Source organism: Nitrospinaceae bacterium (assembly GCA_018669005.1).
Lineage (GTDB): Bacteria > UBA8248 > UBA8248 > UBA8248 > UBA8248 > UBA8248.
The window spans coordinates 1-16278 of the sequence record JABJAL010000036.1 but is presented as its reverse complement, the minus strand read 5'-3'; the positions used below and the strand labels follow the sequence as shown (position 1 = coordinate 16278).

Here is a 16278-nt window from a genome sequence, read left to right as displayed (position 1 = left end):
TCAATAATCGTGGCGCACACACTTCAAACTGACGCTATCACTCTACAGACTTTTTGCCTTGGCCGAATCGAAGAGCAAACCACGCCAGGATGGATGAGAAAATTACGAATACAACACAACCCATCGCAATCGTCTCCATCGATACGCCCATATCGATCCACCAACCCATCGTGACGGGAGCGAGCGCCGTTGATAACACCATGAACGAGGTCGCCAGGGCACGGATACCTCCTAAATGGGCGACACCATAGATCTCAGCCCAGATAGCTCCGCCGATGGTGACGCGTAGACCCACCGTCATACCGCTAGCTATCATATAAACAACGGCAGCACCCGGATGATTGGACCAAGCTATGGCCAACACCGAAACCCCTTGCGGGATCAAGTAATAGGGCAGGAGCCGCACCGACCCGACCCGATCGACAAGCGCCCCCGTCATCAGCGACACAGCACCAAGGACCGCCGTATACAGGAAATAGGCTTGCGTAAAATCAGTAAGACTCCATCCCTTCGATTCAACAAGGTGGGCCATGTGGAAGAAAAATCCCGTCGAGATATAGGAAGGGGCAAGCATCACTGGAAGAATCAGGTAGAAGCGAACATCTTTTAAAACTTCCATGCGCGACCAACTGCGTACCGGCACCCGCTCCGGAGAAGTCTGTGCGGTGGTCCGCTCGACAAAGCTTTGGTGCCGCTCTTTATGCCCCCGGAGCAACCAGAGAGCGAGTGGAACGACTACCGCCGCAAGCAGCGCCGCAAACGTGACCCAGGTCCATCGCCAGCCTACCGATTTTGACATTGCCAAAGCAGAAATCGCCACAAGCCCTTGGCCCACCGGACCACCGAAAGAGACTAGGCTCACCGCTTTGCCCCGGGCCTCCTCGAAATAGCGTGCCATGGTGGTGGCCGACGTGTGGGTCATGAGGCCTTGCCCCGTGAGACGAAGCGCAAACAGGGCAAAAAAGAGAAAGAATGTTGTTGGCACTACCGCCATGAATAAGCATGCACCAATGAGCCCCGCCAATACCGCCAAGGTATATTTGCGAAGATCGACCCGGTCGATCATGCGCCCGGCCCATATCAGACAGAGAGCACTACCCACGGTACCGGCGGCAAAGACCATGCCGAATTCACCGTGGGAGAGAGCAAAGTGAGCCCTAATATCCGGATTGAAAACCGAGATAACGTAGGTCTGACCAAAACTGGAAAAAAATGTGAGGAGAAATCCAAAGGCAAGGAACCGAAAATTACCGATAATGAATGTAAGATAGTTCAAGTTGTTCTTTGTGCTCCGCAAATTATAATCCTGCCGCCTGGGCGACAACGCCTTAACTTTTATGCTTCTATCTATTCCATAATTCCAAAAATCTTATTTGAATCTATTCCACCTCGCGCCAATAGTACATGGCCATTCGCCTGGGAAAATGTAAAATTGAATTTGTCGAGGAGTTCAGACGAATTCCAGGCCAAAAAATCGGCCCTGAAGAATAAGAGAACGATCCATTTGATGTATGAAAACCTATAAGGAAAGACGCAAATGGGGATGGGGCCGGGAAATGGAAATTTGTGGAGACTCTTTGGCGGAGAGGGTGGAGGAATACAAACCCTTGACTTCATGACTGCCAGTCATTTTGAGGTCTCATGACTATATCCAATTTTCAGGTGGTCAATTTATCGAAGGAAGTTAGGTGAACAGCTAATCAAGGACATGCGGCAAAAAAACTAATTTCAGGATAGAATGACTAATTCGCCATACACAATAGAGGAGGGATTTTCGATGAACCAGAAGAAGGGGCGACCCGAGGAAGCGAACAACGTGAAACTCATCGGCCACAGCGACTTGAACGGCTGGGGGGACACGATGCAAATGGAGGTGCGAGGCAAGTGGTGTTACATCGGCGCCTCGGGCTTGGGCCCGAACGGCCACGAGGGCACCACCATCGTGGACGTCGAGGATCCCGCAAATCCGAAAGTAGTGGCCCAGCTTCCCGCCCCTCCGGCGACCAGATGCGACAAGGTCCAACTCATCGACGACGTTTTGATCGTAAATGCCGAGCGAATCAAGGGCCGGGAAAATGAGGATTTTGTGGCAGGGCTTCTTTTCTACGATATCTCGAATCCGGCAAAACCAAAATATATGAAGACATTCGAGATGTACGGAAATGGCGTCCACAGGGCCCTCCTTGATCTGGATCCCAAAAATCGCCTCTGCTATCTCGGCGCCGCTGCGGAGGGTTTTCTGGGAGACATTCTCTGGGTTCTGGACATGAAGGACCCGGTAAATCCCGAGGTGATAAGCCAGGGCTGGCTTGAAGGCCAGCATCTAGCGGGAGGAGAGAAGCCTTCCTGGGATGATGGAGAACTCACCCACTGTTACGGAGCCTACCGCCGGGGGGACCACCTCTATTGCGGGTACTGGAATGGGGGTCTCGTCGTCTTCGACTTGAAAGACATCTCCAAACCCGAGATGGTTGGACACTTCAACCCGACTCCTCCCTACCCAGGAAAATGCCACAATGCGGTTCCCCTTCCTGACTCCGACATCGTGGTGGTGACCCACGAGTCCACCTCCGACGATGTGTCGGAACCACCCGGCTTCCTCTGGATCTACGACGCGCAGGTGCCCAGCAACCCAGTCCCCATCTCCACCTGGATGCCCTTTCCTGTGGACCCGAAGACCTTGTATCCCCGCGAGGGAGACTGGGCCACCCGGGGGGGGCGCTACGGTGCCCACAATGTCTGGCAGGGGATGACCTCCAAGGACTTCGTCTACGTCACCTGGTTCAACGCGGGCCTCCGAATCGTGGACATCTCGGATCCCTTCCGGCCGCAAGAGGTGGGCTACTACATGCCCGAGGGCACACCCCAGACCAACGACGTGATTGTGGACGAGCGGGGTCTCATCTACATCACTGACCGCATCGGCGGCGGCCTGGACATCCTGGAATACACCGGGTCCCGATGAAGGGCTGATCGCCTGTAAGCTGAGGAGGTAGCTGGGGTTCTTCTCTCTCAGGACCAGGGTACGCCCGAGACCTCGAAAAAAAGATCGGGCCTCTTGGCAGACCTCCTGCCAATGGCGAAAGGGTGTGCGCGGCGAATGAATAATTTGCCATGCGCAGGCGGAGCGAAACCCGGAGGCAAAGGTTCCAGAAGTCTCGTAACTAGTGGTGCTAAAATTGAGGGGTGATCAGTCACCCACACGAAGTAGCAATTCGTCATGCACAGGAGAGTCAAGATGGCAGAGCGGATTTGGGACAAATACATCTCGGCACGGGATCGCGAAATTTCTGAGGCTGCGGGATATAGAAAACGCGGAGGACTCGGCAAGCGGCCCGCCATCTTGGTGGTGGACATGTTCTACAACTTCACCGGGGATGTTCCAAAACCAATTCTGGAAAGCGTCGGAGAGTGGCGAAGCTCCTGCGGAGAAGAAGGTTGGGCCGCCGTCTATAAAACAGCAGAACTTCTCAAGGCCGCCCGCGCAAAGAATCTTCCCATCATTTACTCCAACGCCCAGCGCCGGGCCGACGGCCAGGACAGCGGCCGCTGGATAGCGAAAAATCATCGAGCAATGGAAAAAGCCAAATCGAGCGTTCTGGGGACCGAAATCTGCAAGGAAGTCGCTCCCGAACCGAAAGATTTCCAGGTCCACAAATTGAAGCCCAGTATGTTTTTTGGCACCCCGCTCGTAAGCATTCTCAACGATCTCGATGTGGATACCGTCCTCGTGGCCGGCTTGGTGACGAGCGGCTGCGTCCGCGCCACAGTCACGGACGCGTTTTCCTACAATTTCTCTGTCGGTGTGATCGAGGATTGTTGCGGCGACCGGTGGGAAGTTTCCCATGCGGTAACTCTCTTCGAAATGGACGCCAAGTACGCCGATGTCATCTCTCTTCAAGAAACAAAAGAGTACCTCGGTGCCATCGAGGGATTCTCACTGCCCGATAATATTATGGAGAAGACACACTAAACCGAATTTACCGCAGGGATGTTCAAGTCCGAAGAAGGATTGAATGACAAAAATCTTTGAGATTATCACCTGCCCTTGATCTTTTAAGCCGACTTTACTGCCACCCGGCCATAACTTCAGGATTACCGATGGATTGGATTCGCTATATGGGACCCGGGGAGTTGATGGCTATCAGCTCTGCGGCCCTTGCCGCCATGGGACATAGCTTTACCCGCCAGGGGATGCGTACGTCCTCTCCATTTATGGCCGCGCTCATTGCCAATGGAATGGTTTGCCTCGGAGGGCTTTCATTTTCACTATACAGAGGAACGCTTCAGACTCTGACGCTCACACCCTTCCTTTGGTTCATGGCCATGGGAATCGCCGGTCCGGGTATTGGCCGAATCTCCCGCTTCATCGGTATCACGAAGATAGGCCTGAACCGTTCCATCACAATCTCCTCGGTCACCCCCCTCTGGGCAACCATGGTCGCCATCGTGGTTCTCGGTGAATCGCCCACACCCCTAGTGGTTTGGGGGACGCTATCCATTGTAGGTGGAGTGGGACTTCTCAGTATGCGAGAGGACAAATCCCAGAGCTTCGGAGCCTGGTTCCAGGGGGCTCTGATCTTTCCTCTCGTCTCGTCGGTGGGCTACGCCTTGGCGCCAATCTTCGCCAAGCTTGCCTTTGCTCACCAGCAAACACCGATGGCCGGCCTAGCCGTGGGTTTCGCCGTAGGAAACCTCCTTCTCCTTTGCGGGAAGCCGCTATTGCCTCGTCCGGTAAAGACGACACTATTACATCGGGATATTTACTGGCTGATTAGTGGCGGGGCGCTCTATTTCCTCGCCGCCGCCCTCCTAACCGCCTCCTGGGTTCTCGCTCCAGTCTCCACCACAATGCCCCTTAGCCGCACCGCTCCAATCTGGGTCCTCCTCTTTAGCCGTTTATTCCTGGGAAAACTTGAGAAAATTACAGGGCGCACTGTTATAGCTACTTTCATGGTTGTCCTGGGCGGGATACTGATCACCTCTTTTCGGCCCTGAGGGAGTGCATGATAAATTGGTAATTGGGTGGGAGCACCGAGAAAGATTTCAGGATATTATCGAGTTATTCTCCAGGGCACCCAGCCGCCTCACCTCAAACTGGCCGATCTTCTCGATAGGCATCTGCCCCTTTCCTGAGAAAAACAGCGGGAGATGGTGGATGTGCACAAAAGACAATAGCCTCGCACCACCCACCAAAGGGGACCAAGTTTTCTCGCCCGGAGAAATTGGGCGGCTTGGGAGCATTTCAGGCCCCCAAAGCGGCCCGGTAGAGTATGAAAGCAGCTGGTTGAATCAGGGAAATTGACTCTCGATTAGCTTCTTAACTCAGAAACCTATTATCGCCTAATTAGGAATTCGCCATATACAGGTCCTAGGCTATACAGAAATTATGTGGCGAAGCTTTTCATTTCCTTTAGGATGATAAAACCAAAAAATATCAAATTCTCCCCTCTCACGCCTGGCTGATGGCGGTTAGCATCCAGGGGTTCGCGCCAGAGGGACGAGCCCAGGTCCAGTGCTCGGTGAAGCGAACGGGCTCGGTGCGGCTACCCTCAAGAACATCGCCGGTGGTGTCGGAGACTACGTAGTCGAGCATGCTAACTTCGTAGGTGACGGTGATGAAGTCGTAGTCTTCTTCCTGCCAGGATTCGGCGAGGTCAAGACGACGGATTTCGATGTTTTCAATCTTGTTCGCGCTGCCCTTACTCCGAAGGGCGTCAAGGTCGCCCTGGCACTGTTTGTAGATGTCGCTGTCGAGGATATCGCGGACCGGGGATAGGTCACGGTTGGCCCAGCAGGTCTGGAAGTGCATGAATTTTTCGCGGACGTCGATTAGGAAATTCTCGCGAGAGAACGAAGGGTCGTCAGCCTGGATGTCGGGGAGGCCCTCTTCCGCAGGGGAGTGGGCGGCGTAGCTCGCGGCAACTGGGCCTGAGCCCCGGCCGTGGCCGCCGCGTCCGATATCAGGCCCACGGTAGACCCCGCCCGAGGGGCGGTCGTCGGCAACATCGTAGGAATCATCGTCGTAACCAGCCCCATAGCCCTGGTGGCCGCTGTAGGCAGGCTCCTGGCGATTTCGAAGCCAGCGAAAGAGGAGGAAGATCCCCCCGCCGATGAGGAGAATTTCGAGTAGGCCGATACCGCCGCCGGAGCCCATCCCGCCAGAACCCATCCCGCCAAATCCACCAAACATCATCCGGCCGATCATTCCGCCTACGAGCATTCCTCCGAGGCCGCCCATGAAACCGCCCCCGAAACCCCCAAGGCCGCCCCCGAAGAACGACCTCCGGGCGATGGGCCGGTTGAGACGCCGCGAGCGTGGAGCGCCGAAGTTCCTGCGTGGACGGAACGAGCGGGAGCGGGAACGGAACATCCCCCGCGAGCCCCGGAAGCCAAACGATCCCCCCCGGCCGAAGCGAGCCTCGGCGAGATCGCGCGCGATGTGGGCGCCCTCCGGGCCGAACGCCGGTAGAGGAACATGCGCAGGGGCGACGAGCAGGACGAGGAAAAACACTACGGTGAATATTCGGGACATGGGAAACGCTCCATCATGCGGCGGTCGGCGGCGCGGGTGCCAGTTTACGAATCCGGATTATTCCAGTCCGGGGGAGGTAAGTCCATAGGAGATTCCTGAAATGGCTTTTGCCGGGGAGTACGCCGGGGAGCCGTTCGTGTTCCTTGAGCGGCGGGAGGCTACCTGTTATGGTTTTCTCCATGAGACGCTTATGAAATTTTCAAAAAAATTGAGCGCAGCGACATTCTCCCTGCGAAGGCCCGCTTTCGCCTCCTTGTTTTTCGCAGCGGCAATCGCCGTGGCGGGGGGAGTGATACCGCTCATCGAGCCCGTGATAGCCCCCGCCATCGCCGAGGCGCGCTTCGGCCGGGGGGGATCGTTTGGCTTCCGAGGCTCTCGCTCTTTTTCCGGATCTTCATTTGGCCGCAGTCGCTCTTTCGGCCGCTCCACCTACAGCAGGGGCTACCGTGGCAGGGGCTTCGGACTACCGTTCCTCATGGGGTTCGGCTTCGGCGGCTTCGGCGGCTCGTTCCTCATTCCGATGATCCTGTTCTTCGTTCTGCGTATGATGATCCGGCGCAGATGACCCTTAAATACACTCTGGAGGTTTTCTCGCGATGAAATATATTTATCTCACAACCACAGCGGCGCTACTGGCGGGCACCCTCGCTCCGATCCTCGCCCATGCCGCCGGCGACTCCGCTCCCCAGATCGGTATAAGTACCGGCCTCCTCCTCTCCGTCGTCTACGGGCTGGTGGGTATCCTGCTCCTCATGATCGGCTACAAGATTTTCGAGTGGATCACTCCCTTTTCGGTGAACGACGCCCTCTCGAAGGATCAGAACCGCGCGGTGGGCATCGTCGTCGGTGCGATCTTCATCGGCATCGCGATCATCGTCGCCGCCGCCCTCGGGTAACGGATTTGGCGCGAGACGGGATCACACAGGGAGACGTGTGCATAGCAGATTACTAATTCACCATGCACACGATACTCCAGGGCACCCAGCCTCTCCACCTGAAACTGGCCGATCTTCTCGACAGGCACCTGCCTCTTTCCTGGGAAAAACAGCGGGAAATGGTAGGTGTGCACAAAAGACAATAGCCTCGCACCACCCACCAAAGGGGACCAAATTTTCCCGCCCGGAGATATTGGGCGGATCGGGAGCATTTCAGGCCCCAAAAGCGGCCCCAGAGAATATGAAAGTGACCTGTTGAATCAGGGAAAACCCTAAGAAATAGGGGTAATTGGGCATCAGGCTGGGGTAGAGAAAAAACTGGGGGACTGTTTGGCGGAGAGGGGGGGATTCGAACCCCCGAGACACCTTTTGAGCATCTACACGATTTCCAGTCGTGCTCCTTCAGCCAACTCGGACACCTCTCCCCAATAGTGCAATTTTAAAACATGTCATAAACCGCGGGGATATTCGCACATTGCCCCCACCGCCGCAAATTCCGGGCGGAGCCGGCAGAATCTATCCAAATACGCCTTTTTAATGAACCACAAATGCGCCGGGCAAAAATTGCAGAAAATTTAAACAACAACTCTCGGCGACCTCCTTATCGCCGGGCCTCTACCTAACCGTTCTAAACGCTGCCAAAAGAAACTGGCAAGCATCATTTTGGTATAATAATCTGGAATTGTTTTCCAATAAATTTCCAGAAATAACAAAGAGCCATCGTTAGGTAGAGATATAGTCCAGGCTTTCGAGAAGTTCACGACGGAGCGCGTTAAACTCAGGACTAACGCGAAAACGCGGACGAGGCAAATCAATCTCTAGTTCTCTGACTACCCGACCAGGATGCGCACTCAGGACAAAAACCCGGTCGGCCAGATAGACCGCCTCTTCAACACTGTGGGTCACGAAGAATATCGTCTTGCGCTTTCCCCACCAGATGGACAAAAGCTCAGACTGAAGCGTCTGGCGCGTTTGGGCATCCACCGAGGCAAAGGGTTCATCCATTAAGAGAACAGCAGGATCGTTTGCCAAGGCGCGGGCGATACCAACACGCTGCTTCATGCCACCGGAGAGTTCTTTAGGATAAGCGTCGGCGAATTTTTCGATCCCCACTAATTTCAGATGGAACATGGCCCTCTCGCGTCGCTCATCTGAGGAGAAGCCGCTAATTTCGAGCCCATATGCGACATTGTCGATAGCCGTCCGCCATGGGAAAAGCATGTGTTCCTGGAAAACCATACCCCGATCCTGGCCGGGGCCTGAAATCTCATTCCCCCCGAGGAGAATTCTTCCCGAGGATGGCCGATCAAGGCCCGCCACCATCCTCAGCAACGTACTCTTCCCGCAGCCCGAGGGCCCCAGGACACAAACGAACTCCCCCTCTTTCGCCTCAAGAGAGATATCTTCCAAGGCGACTATCTCCTCGCCCGTTGTGTTCACGAATTTTTTCGAAAGGTTCTCAATATTAAGTGTAGACATTTCACTTACCGCCAACGCAAAAGATGGCTCTCGATCGCTTTAAACGCCGTATCGAGGAAAAAATAAATGATACCGATGACAATCATGTAGCTGATAACTACGTCCATCGCGAGGAGGCCTGACGCTTCGAGCATCTGCATACCAATTCCCTTGATGCCGAACATCTCTGCGGCGACGACCGTCATCCAGCCCTGGCCCAGGCTGGTGCGCACCCCTGTGAGAATGCCCGGCATGGACGCGGGGAGGATTACTCGCCGCAGAACTGCCCAATCGGATTTCTCGCCCAGCGTTCTGGCCACCTCGACCAAACGCGAATCTACCGCCTTCACTGCGCCATAGGTCGCGAAAAGGGTGATATAGAAAGCGCCGAGGGAGATTAGAAACGCCGCCGCCTGCGTCGTAATACCGAACCAGATTATCGCAAAGGGAATCCAGGCCAACGGCGGTATCGGCCGAAGTGCTGTAATGATGGGCTCAAGGACCTGCTCGGCCTGGCGGAACCAAGCCATAATCAGGCCTACCGCAATGCCCACGCTGATGCCCCACGCCAAGCCAATTGAGTAGTGCCGCAGGCTATGGGAGAGAAAATACAAAATATCTCCGTCGATCAGTAAGCCCGTGAAGGTCGAGGCTACTAGGGTTGGCGAGGGCACCTGATAGGGGGTGAACTTCCCTGTCCAGGCGACCGCCTGCCATAGAAAGAGAAACCCTCCTAACGAGAGCAGGCGCACAGCACGCCCCCGCCAAGCACCGGGCAGCAGGCGCACCACTCCCCCGCTCTCCGAATCCCCGGCACTCTTGGAAACAGACAGTTCCTTCATTCCCTAATATTTTTTCAGATCAGGATGCTTCGCCACCACCTTGTCGTAGAAGGTGAAGTCAAAAAGCTTATTCATCGCAAGTGGCTTTTTGAAGCGGCCCATTTTTACCTGAAACTTATTATAAGCAATCGTGCCATTTACGATCTTGTGCGGATTAGCCGTCCAGTTCATGAAGGGCGAGGCGAGGACGTCCTTGGCCATTTTCGCCGATATGACTTTGGAGCCGATTTTCTTGGAGAGAATTTTTGCCGCCTCTCCGTGGTTTTCTTTTAGCATACGAATGGCCCGCAGATTAAGCTCGACGAGTTTTTCAATCCGCCTTGGGTACTTGTTAATCAACTCTTGTCTAACAAACAAAACCGAGCCAGGCTGTCCGGGGAGGATTTTCTTGCCTTCGATGACAGGGCTGTAAGGGATACCCGACCGCCGAATGATGGTGATGATGGGCTCAAGGATCATAGTGGCGTCCACGCGCTGCGCGAGGACAGCTTGCCGCACCTGAGCCGAGCCCATGGGAACAACATCCACCTCCCGCTTTGGGTTTAGACCAAGCTGATCGAGCCACATGAGCAACATAACGTGGGGCGTTGAGCCGGGAGGGAAGGTGGCTATCTTCATGTTCCGTCCGTTTTCTTTCGCAAATTTATGAAAAGCCGATTTCCCCGGGTTGGCCTTGTAGTCCTTGGCAAATTGGTTGCGCCCGATGACCGCCACCTGCTCGGTGACGATGGAGGTCAAGACCTTGGCCTTGATGCCCTTGGCAACTGAAACAATCGAGGGGCCCATGCCAAAGTAGGCAATATCAAGCTGCCCAGCGGCAAAAGCCTGGACGATGGGCGGACCCGAACTGAAACGAAATTCCTTGACCCGAACATTCATCTCTTTGCCATACCAACCTTTGGCCGCCTTAATGAATTCAGGGGCCGAGGGGAAGATCGGCATATATCCAACCTTAAATAAAGGCTTATCGGCAGCTTCAGCCCCACCACCCTGGACTGGCAAAATCAATAAGCTCAACAAAATCAGTACGGTTCCAAAAATACGGAAACCTTTTCCGGTGTATTTCATTAGTTTTGCTCCTTACTGAAAAACGAATGACCTTAGATACTCACAAATCCCCATAATTTGAAGAATGCATATATTTAAATTAACCAACAAGAATAGTCAAGTATACAATAGAAAGAAAAGAGGGGAATATTATTTTATAAGCAACCTTCAAACAATTCAGTTTTAAACGATTTTTTAGCCCGCCGCCGCCCGCGAAAAACCCGGCGGGCATAAAGCGGCAAGAAAATCCGCAGGGCATACAAAAGGGGGAAAAAATTTGGCGGGGGAGTTCGGCTAAATCAAATCTCCGAGAATGGTGCGGATAACCGACTCTTGCGCCTCGATACTCTCGGTTAGTTTGAACTGTACCAGCGCCCTCTTGAGATTTTGCCCCCGGGCACTCCCTTTGAAGTAAACATCTCCCTCCAGATGGTCGGTTAAAAATCTAACCCCCAACTCAAAAGCGATAAGTCGAGTGGCATCAAAAAAATATTCATGATCATTTCCATCAAGAAAATTTCCGGCCACCGAGAAATAGCCGCTCAGCACCGCCCGGCACATATCCGTATCGAAGCGTATTGATTCCCAATCGCCAGCCTCCTCCCCAAACGGGTTGCAGCTTGAGCGAAGGCAGTCTCCAATATCGTAATGCACCAGGCCCGGCATGACGGTATCAAGGTCCACCATGCCAACAGCCTTTTTGGTGTCGGCGTCCAGCATAACGTTATTGACCTTGGGGTCCCCGTGAATTGGTCTGGCGCGCAACTTACCCTCGGCCTTGGCGTTTTCAAGAACGCTCGCCCAACCCCTTCGCTTGGCTATAAAATTTGAGCAAAAATCCATCTCGGAAGATGACTCGAAAGAGGCTAGCGACAGGATCTGTTCAAACCTCTGGAGGTAGAACGGGGTGTCGTGAAACCCCTCCAACGTGCAGACCAGAGCTTCCTGTGGAAGATCGATCAGGAGCCGTTGAAACATCCCGACGGCATACCCGACTTCCGTCGCATGGATCTCATCGTTGATCGTGTCAAAAGAATTCGCAGTAGCGATAAAACTTAAAGCCCGCCAAACGGCCCCATCGGGAGCCCGCCAGCAATCCAGGCCTTGCCTGGCAGGGATAACATGGGGAATCTCCCAGCGCCGATCCCCTCCGGGGAAGTTGCGCTCGATAAGGCTCTGAACGTGCCCAGAAACGGCTCGCAGGTTTGCCATCAATATTTCAGGCTGGTGAAACACCTGCGTATTTATCCGCTGAAGAACAAAGGGCGCCTCATCTTCGGTTTCCGACGTAACCAGGAACGTGCCATTAATGTTCCCGCTTCCGAATTCCTGCACCCCGGCAATACTCCCCCGGAGATTGAACTGGCTGGCGGCGGCAATCAGATCATCCATAATCTTGCCCCGCACACCGGTTGAACACCGCTCCGGCGACCCTTCTACTTGGCCGGAATAATCGGCAACATGACATATGAAGGCCAATCCGGTCCCGTGTGGAACGTCACCTTCTTGCCAAAGACCTCTACCGGTCGATCCTCTTTATGGTTATGACGGAACGGGCCAACGCCAGAATAAACTCTGCCGCCATAAGGCATCTCAGGATGCTCAAATCCGGAATATACGTAATCCCTTCCCCGAATGTTTATTGCAAAACGATAGCCCGCCGGAAGGACAATGCAGGTGGGCCAAATTTCCACATCGAGTTCATATATCTCACCCGGGGTGAGTGGCTGCACCTCATCGTGGGTGTGATAAGGCCTGTAGGGGAGCGAGCGCTCTTTGTCGAGCTTTCTGTGCGAGGCACGGAGCCAGCCCAGCCCTATCGGGGTGTGGGGGTCGTTTGATCCTTGAAAAGTAACTTCACGCATCTCCTCGTCGAACACGCGCAGAGCCAGGAAAATATCCGCGTCCTCGGTCTCAGATGAGATGAAGAGCTTGGCCGCAATGGGTCCGGTAATTTCGGTATCCTCGGCGACAGGCTCTGAAAGATAAGTAAGCCCTTTGCCAAGAGCGTCGTAGGTCCTTCCCCGCGCATTCGACTGGGCATTCGTTTTGAGGGAATAGCTGCCCGAATGCAGGTAGTATTTTGTCCATTCGGTACGAGCAAGAGGCCATTCATTCTCGCCGCGTATGGTGAACTTCTCGCCCGGTTCGCGCACATGGAGGGAGACCTTGGGCTGCTCGCTCCATCCGGTGTCCTCGCCTTTGAGGAAATGCCCTAAAAAGCGCTTCTGAAGGGCTACGCCATAATCGGTATAGAAATGTGTGAAGTGATCGAGACCATGCACCTCAAGCCATTTCTCCGTGCTCGCCGCCCCTAGATACCCCTCGAAGTTTCCACGGGGGTGCAACCCCACACCACCCCAGTTACCCGCCGAAAGAAGGGGCACGTTGACCTTCGATAAATCAGGAATCCGCTCCTTCCAGTAGTCATCAACGAGAGGATGATCAAACAGATCCTGGCCATAGTTCGTCCGATTGGCCCGAAGCTCCTCGTCCGTGAGGGTGTCGGGGCCCGAGCTCCATTCACCGTTGATGCGGCTGCGCCAGTCCTTGCCGCCCCGACCATTCTGCCGGAGCGTAACCGTGTCTGTGTACCAAAGATCCGCAAACTGGCAGAGGATGCCGCCGTGGTGGCTGAGGTCGCGGTATAGATCGCACGCCCCCTCCCAAACGCACATGGCAGCCAGATGGGGCGGCTGAAGCGCCCCGACAGCCCACTGGTTCATGCCGTAGTAGGAAATACCATTAAGACCAACTTTGCCATTGCTCCAATCCTGGACACCGGCCCACTCGATAACGTCGTAAAAATCTTTTCGCTCGCGGGGGGACCACACCTCCATATAACCCGGCGAGCGGCCCGCGCCCCGAGAATCCACCCGGACACAAGCGAAGCCATCGGGCACCCATTTTTCTGGATCAATGAGTTCCCAATTCTGATAGAGGTTCGAGGTTCCCTGTGTGCACTCAGGGAATTTCTCGGTCATTATTTCCCATTGAGCCGGATAGCCATCTTTTAAATGCAGCCATTTGGCATAAGGGCCGTAGGACATAACGACAGGATATTTCTCGTCATCATCGGGACGAAACACATCACAGCGCAGGACAACGCCATCATCCATCTCAAGCGGAACATCCCAGTCAATCCGCATACCCGTGCGCACTTCACTTTTATAATCGCTCATTTCAAACCTCCCCTTTCAATTAATGAGTCATGATGAATAACGAAACCGATGAGCCGAATTATTGATGCGGCTCTTTTTTGTTATTTTTTCCTACGCTTTTTTTTAGCCGTTTTCATCTCTTCTCCTGCCAGGGACCGGTAAAGATCAATCACGCTCGCTGGATCGTCCTCGCCATGACTCATCCGTGCCGTCGCCTGATAAAGCTGGCAGCGAAGTGCGGTGAGCGGCATGGGCGCCCCTATCTCGCTGGCCGTCGTCAACATATGCTCTGCGTCCTTGACGCACATCCGCGTGGTCGCCTCAGGATCTTTAAAGTCGCTATTGATCATGCGCTCGCCCTTGTGGTCAATCTGCTTCGAGTAGGCCGAACCCGATGCAAGCACCTCTAAAAGCAAATTGCCGTCGATGCCTCCCGCCATTCCAAACGTGAGGCCCTCGGCAAGAGCCGTTCTATTAAGCTCGCTTACGGTGTTGACCACAAGTTTCATCAGCGCGCCACGCCCGCTCGCCCCCATATAGTACTGGCGAAGGGAAATTTTTCGCACTACGGGCCTAACGCGTCGCCAGGCCGCCTCATCGCCGCCAATCATTACCGTCCCCCCGCACTCGCGGGTAATTTGCCGGTTGCCGCTAATTGGGGCATCGAGATAGAAGGCTCCTTTTTCTGCGAATGCAGCCGACATTTTCTCAGAAGTCGGAGGCAGGACCGTGGAAAAATCCACCACAACACACCCGCGACCAAGACCCGATATCGCGCCGCCATCGCCGAGCAGAACATTCTCCACATCGGCATCGCCAGGAACCGAAAGCATGAGCACCTTCGCACCACGGGCAGCCTCTTCGATGGATGTAGCGACAGTGCCGCCAAGGACTTCGAACTCCCTGACCCGCTTTTGATCAAGATCAAAACCAACGACCTCGAAGCCATCTTTCAATAGATTGGCCGCAATTGCCCCGCCCATCCTGCCCAAGCCGATAAAACTAATTTTTTTTACCATGCCATTTCTCGCTGAAATTAATAAAGATTTTTTCGGTACACATATTTTCGCTCGGCCAGTTATGCACCTTGATCCAACACCTCGTACACCTCCGGGTTAACTACCGTAGTAGGCCGCTTGCCACGGAAGAAATCGAGAATGGTCTGGGTCGAGTGAACAAGGGTGTTGAGAATGGCATCCTCTCCCCTGCCGCCCAGGTGCGGCGTTAGCACCACGTTTTCCATCTTGAAAATAGGGTGATCGAAATCAGGCGGCTCCTCGGGAAATACATCGATTCCGGCACCCTGGATGACACCGCTTGAAAGCGCCTCAGCCAGATCATCAAGATGGACTACCGGTCCGCGCGAGATGTTAAACAAACAGGCACTTGGCTTCATCTGCTTCAAAAAATCACGGTTGATGATTTCGGTGGTCTCGGGCGTCAACGGAACATGGCATGTCAGAAAGTCAGACTCACGAGCAAGTTCTTCGAGCGAAACGAAGCGGACACCGAGAGAATCCGCCGTTTCCCTATCCTCTACAATATCGGTAGCAATGACCTCCATGTCAAAAACCTTTGCTCGCTTTGCCACCTGCTTGCCAATATTGCCGAAACCCAAGATACCAAGCGTCGTGCCGTTAATCGGGCGCATGGCAGGCTGAATTTCGCGCCACTGGCCCTTGCGGATGTTCTTGTCGAGCCAGGGTATACGCCGACAGACACCTATCAAGTGACCGAAAAAATGCTCGGCTACCGAGTCAGAGTTCTGGCCTGCGGCGTTCGTGACGACGATTCCCCGTGATGTGGCGGCGGGAACATCAATGTTATTGTAGCCCACCCCGGCACGGGTAATTACTTGGACGTTGGGCGCGTTTTCAATCACATGAGGGGTGTAGGGCTCCGCCCCGGCGATGACCGCAGTGACGTCCGAAAGGCACGCAATCACGTCCTCCTCGGGCATGTAGCCCCGGCATTCATCCAGGCGCACCTCAAGACCCTCGTCCACGAGAGGCTGGAAAATCTCCATCGGGTTCTCGAAATTCAAAATAAATGGGGTTCCCACCCAGACAACACCCTTCGCCATGAGACAGCTCCTTACCGAAAAACAAAATTTAATTCAAAAAAATAATTGATTCAAAAATTTAAGAGGAAACCGTCTGCGGCTCAGACAAAGAAACCGGGTCAAGATCCGCCAAAAGGGGCATTACCTCTCGCCCGAAGATCTCGGCCTCCTCAAGGTGCGGCCAGCCGTGCATGATAAATCGATCTACGCCCGCCTCGGCGTATTCTCTTATTTGTGC

The 16278-nt window shown here is 54.3% G+C and carries 15 protein-coding genes, 1 tRNA gene and 1 pseudogene; 5 read left to right on the top strand and 12 right to left on the bottom strand.

Annotated features, from left to right (window positions below; genetic code table 11):
- Positions 1-37 precede the first annotated feature (37 nt).
- Entirely contained in the window at positions 38-1276 is a 1239-nt protein-coding gene (locus tag HOJ95_05185) for an MFS transporter (protein MBT6394077.1), read from the bottom strand.
- A 501-nt stretch (positions 1277-1777) separates the two neighbouring features.
- Between HOJ95_05185 and HOJ95_05180 the strand changes: the two genes are divergently transcribed.
- The 3 genes from HOJ95_05180 (at position 1778) to HOJ95_05170 (ending at position 4998) form a co-directional block, all read left to right on the top strand.
- Positions 1778-2965, top strand: coding sequence for a hypothetical protein (locus HOJ95_05180; protein ID MBT6394076.1), 1188 nt, complete (start codon positions 1778-1780; stop codon positions 2963-2965).
- Between the two features lie 273 nt (positions 2966-3238).
- Positions 3239-3973: an isochorismatase family protein gene (locus HOJ95_05175; GenBank protein ID MBT6394075.1), complete on the top strand. Its 735-nt coding sequence runs from the start codon at positions 3239-3241 to the stop codon at positions 3971-3973.
- Between the two features lie 128 nt (positions 3974-4101).
- Positions 4102-4998: a DMT family transporter gene (locus tag HOJ95_05170; GenBank protein ID MBT6394074.1), complete on the top strand. Its 897-nt coding sequence runs from the start codon at positions 4102-4104 to the stop codon at positions 4996-4998.
- A gap of 48 nt (positions 4999-5046) precedes the next feature.
- Here HOJ95_05170 and HOJ95_05165 read toward each other — a convergent pair whose 3' ends face one another.
- On the bottom strand, positions 5047-5244 hold the full coding sequence (locus HOJ95_05165; protein ID MBT6394073.1) for a hypothetical protein: 198 nt from the start codon (positions 5242-5244) through the stop codon (positions 5047-5049).
- Positions 5245-5452: 208 nt separating this feature from the next.
- A complete protein-coding gene (locus tag HOJ95_05160; GenBank protein MBT6394072.1) occupies positions 5453-6535 on the bottom strand; it encodes a Tim44 domain-containing protein in 1083 nt (360 codons plus the stop codon).
- A 448-nt stretch (positions 6536-6983) separates the two neighbouring features.
- Here HOJ95_05160 and HOJ95_05155 point away from each other — a divergent pair.
- Both HOJ95_05155 and HOJ95_05150 read left to right on the top strand, forming a co-directional pair.
- Positions 6984-7076, top strand: a pseudogene (locus HOJ95_05155) (sporulation protein YjcZ).
- A gap of 55 nt (positions 7077-7131) precedes the next feature.
- Entirely contained in the window at positions 7132-7431 is a 300-nt protein-coding gene (locus HOJ95_05150; GenBank protein MBT6394071.1) for a DUF350 domain-containing protein, read from the top strand.
- A gap of 370 nt (positions 7432-7801) precedes the next feature.
- Here the strand turns inward: HOJ95_05150 and HOJ95_05145 are convergent.
- From HOJ95_05145 to HOJ95_05105, 9 genes are all read right to left on the bottom strand, one after another.
- Positions 7802-7895, bottom strand: a tRNA-Ser gene (locus HOJ95_05145).
- 298 nt (positions 7896-8193) lie between these two features.
- A complete protein-coding gene (locus HOJ95_05140; GenBank protein MBT6394070.1) occupies positions 8194-8949 on the bottom strand; it encodes an ABC transporter ATP-binding protein in 756 nt (251 codons plus the stop codon).
- Positions 8950-8954: 5 nt separating this feature from the next.
- Positions 8955-9770: an ABC transporter permease gene (locus tag HOJ95_05135; protein ID MBT6394069.1), complete on the bottom strand. Its 816-nt coding sequence runs from the start codon at positions 9768-9770 to the stop codon at positions 8955-8957.
- 3 nt (positions 9771-9773) lie between these two features.
- On the bottom strand, positions 9774-10838 hold the full coding sequence (locus HOJ95_05130) for an ABC transporter substrate-binding protein (protein MBT6394068.1): 1065 nt from the start codon (positions 10836-10838) through the stop codon (positions 9774-9776).
- Between the two features lie 273 nt (positions 10839-11111).
- Complete coding sequence (locus HOJ95_05125; protein ID MBT6394067.1) at positions 11112-12209, bottom strand: aminoglycoside phosphotransferase family protein; 1098 nt, start codon at positions 12207-12209, stop codon at positions 11112-11114.
- 44 nt (positions 12210-12253) lie between these two features.
- On the bottom strand, positions 12254-13966 hold the full coding sequence (locus HOJ95_05120) for a CocE/NonD family hydrolase (protein MBT6394066.1): 1713 nt from the start codon (positions 13964-13966) through the stop codon (positions 12254-12256).
- A gap of 113 nt (positions 13967-14079) precedes the next feature.
- A complete protein-coding gene (locus HOJ95_05115) occupies positions 14080-14997 on the bottom strand; it encodes an NAD(P)-dependent oxidoreductase (protein MBT6394065.1) in 918 nt (305 codons plus the stop codon).
- Between the two features lie 59 nt (positions 14998-15056).
- The gene (locus tag HOJ95_05110; protein MBT6394064.1) at positions 15057-16061 is read right to left on the bottom strand and encodes a phosphoglycerate dehydrogenase; all 1005 of its coding nucleotides are present in this window, start codon (positions 16059-16061) and stop codon (positions 15057-15059) included.
- 58 nt (positions 16062-16119) lie between these two features.
- Positions 16120-16278: alkanesulfonate monooxygenase (locus HOJ95_05105; protein ID MBT6394063.1), on the bottom strand; the 159-nt coding region annotated here is incomplete at its 5' end.

Coding starts and splice junctions, on each gene's coding strand:
- HOJ95_05120 (MBT6394066.1), bottom strand. CDS start 13,966: ATGCGGATTGACTGGGATGTTCCGCTTGAGATGGATGATGGCGTTGTC.
- HOJ95_05140 (MBT6394070.1), bottom strand. CDS start 8,949: ATGTCTACACTTAATATTGAGAACCTTTCGAAAAAATTCGTGAACACA.
- HOJ95_05180 (MBT6394076.1), top strand. CDS start 1,778: ATGAACCAGAAGAAGGGGCGACCCGAGGAAGCGAACAACGTGAAACTC.
- HOJ95_05150 (MBT6394071.1), top strand. CDS start 7,132: ATGAAATATATTTATCTCACAACCACAGCGGCGCTACTGGCGGGCACC.
- HOJ95_05125 (MBT6394067.1), bottom strand. CDS start 12,209: ATGGATGATCTGATTGCCGCCGCCAGCCAGTTCAATCTCCGGGGGAGT.
- HOJ95_05110 (MBT6394064.1), bottom strand. CDS start 16,061: ATGGCGAAGGGTGTTGTCTGGGTGGGAACCCCATTTATTTTGAATTTC.
- HOJ95_05165 (MBT6394073.1), bottom strand. CDS start 5,244: ATGCTCCCAAGCCGCCCAATTTCTCCGGGCGAGAAAACTTGGTCCCCT.
- HOJ95_05115 (MBT6394065.1), bottom strand. CDS start 14,997: ATGGTAAAAAAAATTAGTTTTATCGGCTTGGGCAGGATGGGCGGGGCA.
- HOJ95_05135 (MBT6394069.1), bottom strand. CDS start 9,770: ATGAAGGAACTGTCTGTTTCCAAGAGTGCCGGGGATTCGGAGAGCGGG.
- HOJ95_05160 (MBT6394072.1), bottom strand. CDS start 6,535: ATGTCCCGAATATTCACCGTAGTGTTTTTCCTCGTCCTGCTCGTCGCC.
- HOJ95_05170 (MBT6394074.1), top strand. CDS start 4,102: ATGGATTGGATTCGCTATATGGGACCCGGGGAGTTGATGGCTATCAGC.
- HOJ95_05175 (MBT6394075.1), top strand. CDS start 3,239: ATGGCAGAGCGGATTTGGGACAAATACATCTCGGCACGGGATCGCGAA.
- HOJ95_05130 (MBT6394068.1), bottom strand. CDS start 10,838: ATGAAATACACCGGAAAAGGTTTCCGTATTTTTGGAACCGTACTGATT.